The 3114-nt window shown below is 45.7% G+C and carries 3 protein-coding genes; 2 read left to right on the top strand and 1 reads right to left on the bottom strand.

All coding sequences use genetic code 11. The annotated features are described in order from the left end of the window. Positions 1 to 288: hypothetical protein (locus ACLR2L_RS19670; protein WP_413370654.1), on the top strand; the 288-nt coding region annotated here is incomplete at its 5' end. Positions 289 to 335: 47 nt separating this feature from the next. Next, complete coding sequence (locus tag ACLR2L_RS19665; protein ID WP_008608682.1) at positions 336 to 1463, top strand: ISAs1 family transposase; 1128 nt, start codon at positions 336 to 338, stop codon at positions 1461 to 1463. 87 nt (positions 1464 to 1550) lie between these two features. Here ACLR2L_RS19665 and ACLR2L_RS19660 read toward each other — a convergent pair whose 3' ends face one another. Continuing rightward, a complete protein-coding gene (locus tag ACLR2L_RS19660) occupies positions 1551 to 2516 on the bottom strand; it encodes an integron integrase (RefSeq protein ID WP_413370651.1) in 966 nt (321 codons plus the stop codon). Positions 2517 to 3114 lie beyond the last annotated feature (598 nt).

Below are 3114 nucleotides of genomic sequence, written 5' to 3'. Positions count from 1 at the left end.
GGCTTAGATGATATGGCGGTAGTTAACCATAGCCTCAGTTTAGATTTTAACATTAACGATAAACGCAAGATTTGGCGGTTTGAGGTCAACAATTACGATAGTAAGAATGCTAAACCGCTAAAGGGACAATTAATTCTGCTTTTTGCAGGGTATAGTCAACCTACAGAGATACTCTATATCCATCAGCGTTGGTTAAAACTTATAACGGGTGCCGAGGTACTTGTGGTGCCCAGTGCCGATCCAGGGCGAGATCGCGAACGTTTTTTAAACAATAAACGATCAGTTTGACGATCTGATCTAGTTGTGATCATATACTCCTTTTTTGGGAGCATGCCATGTACCTTGAACTCTTTACTACACACTTTGACACCATCATCGACAACCGTCAGTCTGCAAAAGTTACCTATCCTTTATCTGATGTTTTATTCGTGACCTTATGTGGCGTGATTGCAGGCGCAGAGGGATGGTCGGAGATCCATGATTATGCTAAAGGTCATCACGAGTGGTTTCAGAAACAAGGTTTTTTAAGTGATGGCGTCCCGGTAGATGACACGATAGCGCGTATTATTTCCAAAATTGCTCCGGAACAATTCAGGCAATGTTTTATCGACTGGATGCAAGCGGTGCACAAGCTAACGCAGGGAGAAGTGATTGCCATAGATGGCAAAACGCTACGTAGCTCTTATGCACCAGAAGACAGAAAATCGACCATCCATATGGTGAACGCCTTTGCTTGTGCGAACAAAGTGGTGTTGGGGCAGCTGAAGACCGTGGAAAAATCGAATGAAATCACAGCCATCCCAGAGCTGATTCGATTGCTGGATATTGAAGGCGCCCTGGTTTCAATAGATGCGATGGGATGTCAAACGGCGATAGCAGAGCAAGTGATAGAGGGGAATGGGGATTATCTGTTGGCGCTTAAGGCAAACCAGGGAACGTTATACAACGCAGTAGAAGCGTTATTTGCCGGGCAACGAAGTCGCCCTCTTGATGGGATTGTCATAGAAAAGAACCGAGGCCGAATAGAAGCAAGAAGTTACCATGTAAAAGACGCCAGCGAACTGAAGGGAAACTTTAGTAAATGGGTTGGTCTGCAAACCGTTGGAATGAATCTAAGTTACCGGGAAGTAAAAGGAAAAAAATCGGAACTCACTTATCGTTACTACATCAGTTCAGCCAAGCTGAACGAAGTACAGTTAGCCGAGGCGGTTAGAGCTCATTGGGCCGTTGAAAATAGCCTACATTGGGTGCTGGATGTCAGCATGAAAGAAGATGCTTGCCAGATTTATCAGAATCACGCGGCGGAAAACTGGTCAATACTACGGCAATGGTCTTTAAATATGCTAAGAGCAGAGCCATCGAAAGGCAGCATCCCCGCAAAACAAAAACGTGCCTGGATGAAAACGGATTATTTGGAAGATGTCTTAAAAGCTGGTTTCAGCAGCAGAGTGTTTGAAAATTAAACACTCATGCGGGAGCCCTGTCTCCGGTATGCTTGCCGTACCGGAGACGCCATCTGCGATCTCGATTAGCACGCCAAGCTAGTATCGTTATAACAGCTGCGATAACGGGCTTTTCACCCCACCCGCACCACGATTAATGACATGCGTATAAATTTGGGTAGTTCGCACATCAACGTGGCCAAGCTGTTCCTGAACCGTGCGGATATCAGCACCCGACTCCAATAAATGCGTGGCAAACGAATGACGAAGCGTGAGACAGGTTACATTTTTGGGGATAGCAGCTTTGCGGGAGGCAATTTTAATTTCACGCCTGACACAGCTTTCATCCAGATGATGGCGGCGTAAGAGTTTTGAGTCCGGATCAATACTCAGCTGCATCGAGGGAAACAGATACTGCCAACCAAATTGCTTGGGCGCTGCAGGATTTTTACGTGCTAATGCATGAGGTAACCAGACACCGGCATATTCGGGATTGGCCAAATCAGCCTGAAAATACTGCAAGACAAACTGGCTTTGCTGTTTGAGTGTTGGAACCAACTCTGGAGCTAAGGTGACGCGGCGATTTTTATTGCCTTTGCCCTGCCAGACCATGACCGACAAATAATCGTAATCTATATCCTGCACTCGTAACCGTACTGCTTCCATTAACCGTAAGCCACTGCCATACATCAATTGAGCTAATAATTTATAGCGTGGATCGATCACGCGCAGCATCGCCGTAACCTCGGCACGGGTTAGTACAACTGGCAATTTCGGTGAAATTTGCGAGCGGTTAAAGTTAAGGTTTAACGATAGTGGTTGCTGCAACACCTTGTTATACAGAAAGCTCAATGCGTTAAGTGCGCTAGCTTGTGTCCTCGGTGCAACGTTACGCTGATTACTCAAATAAGACAGAAATCTCTCAACATCCTGATCGCCAAGCTTAGAGGGATGCTGCTTTTTGTGATAAAGGATATACAGCCTAATCCAGTGCAGGTAACTCTCAATTGTTCTTTTAGCATAGCGGTGGGTATACATAAATTCGGCAATGTATTGCATAAATGGCGATGACATCTACCGCTCCTTGAAATAAGTTTAATTGTGTTTATATACAGTAGTAGGTAAATTTATTGTGATCAAGTGAATCGCGAGTTTTCACCTCGCTTTCAGCAATCAATTCAAAACAGTCCAGGAAAAATCTGTTGATTTACGCGATGCTGTTAGATAGTGTGATTTTATTTACAAAAGATAGAAGGGAGTTTACATGGCTGGAAAGCGTGTGCGCTCCAAACTACAAAGTTGTTAGCAGGTGTTCGGGTTTTAACGGTTTCAGTCAGTATTTTTTCCGGCTTTGCTCGCGTTTGGTTTATTTAGCGGCAGCGCCAAAAGGTTAAGTCCGCCAGTTTGTGGGTTTGTTGCAAATGGTGATGGCGGTAGCGTTGTTCTTCTGGGCTTCGCTTAACAGTTTTACAGGTTCCGGTTGGCTCGCCGTATCGCAGCTGGCTGGTTTAGTTTTTAATATCAGCAGCCGTGCCGTTGTGCAGGTTTGCCAGGGCGGCAAGCCGCGAAAGTTCGGTGTAGGCTGCTAACAAGCAAAGCCAGCCGACGCGTACCGCGCAGCTGCTTTGAGCGTTAGCAGGCTTTCGGGGTTTTAACGGTTTTCGTCAGTAGT

The sequence above is a fragment of the Alteromonas sp. AMM-1 genome (assembly GCF_047290655.1).
Classification (GTDB): Bacteria; Pseudomonadota; Gammaproteobacteria; order Enterobacterales; family Alteromonadaceae; genus Alteromonas; species Alteromonas mangrovi.
The sequence above is the reverse complement of the archived record's forward strand: the minus strand, read 5'-3'. Positions and strand labels throughout refer to the sequence as shown.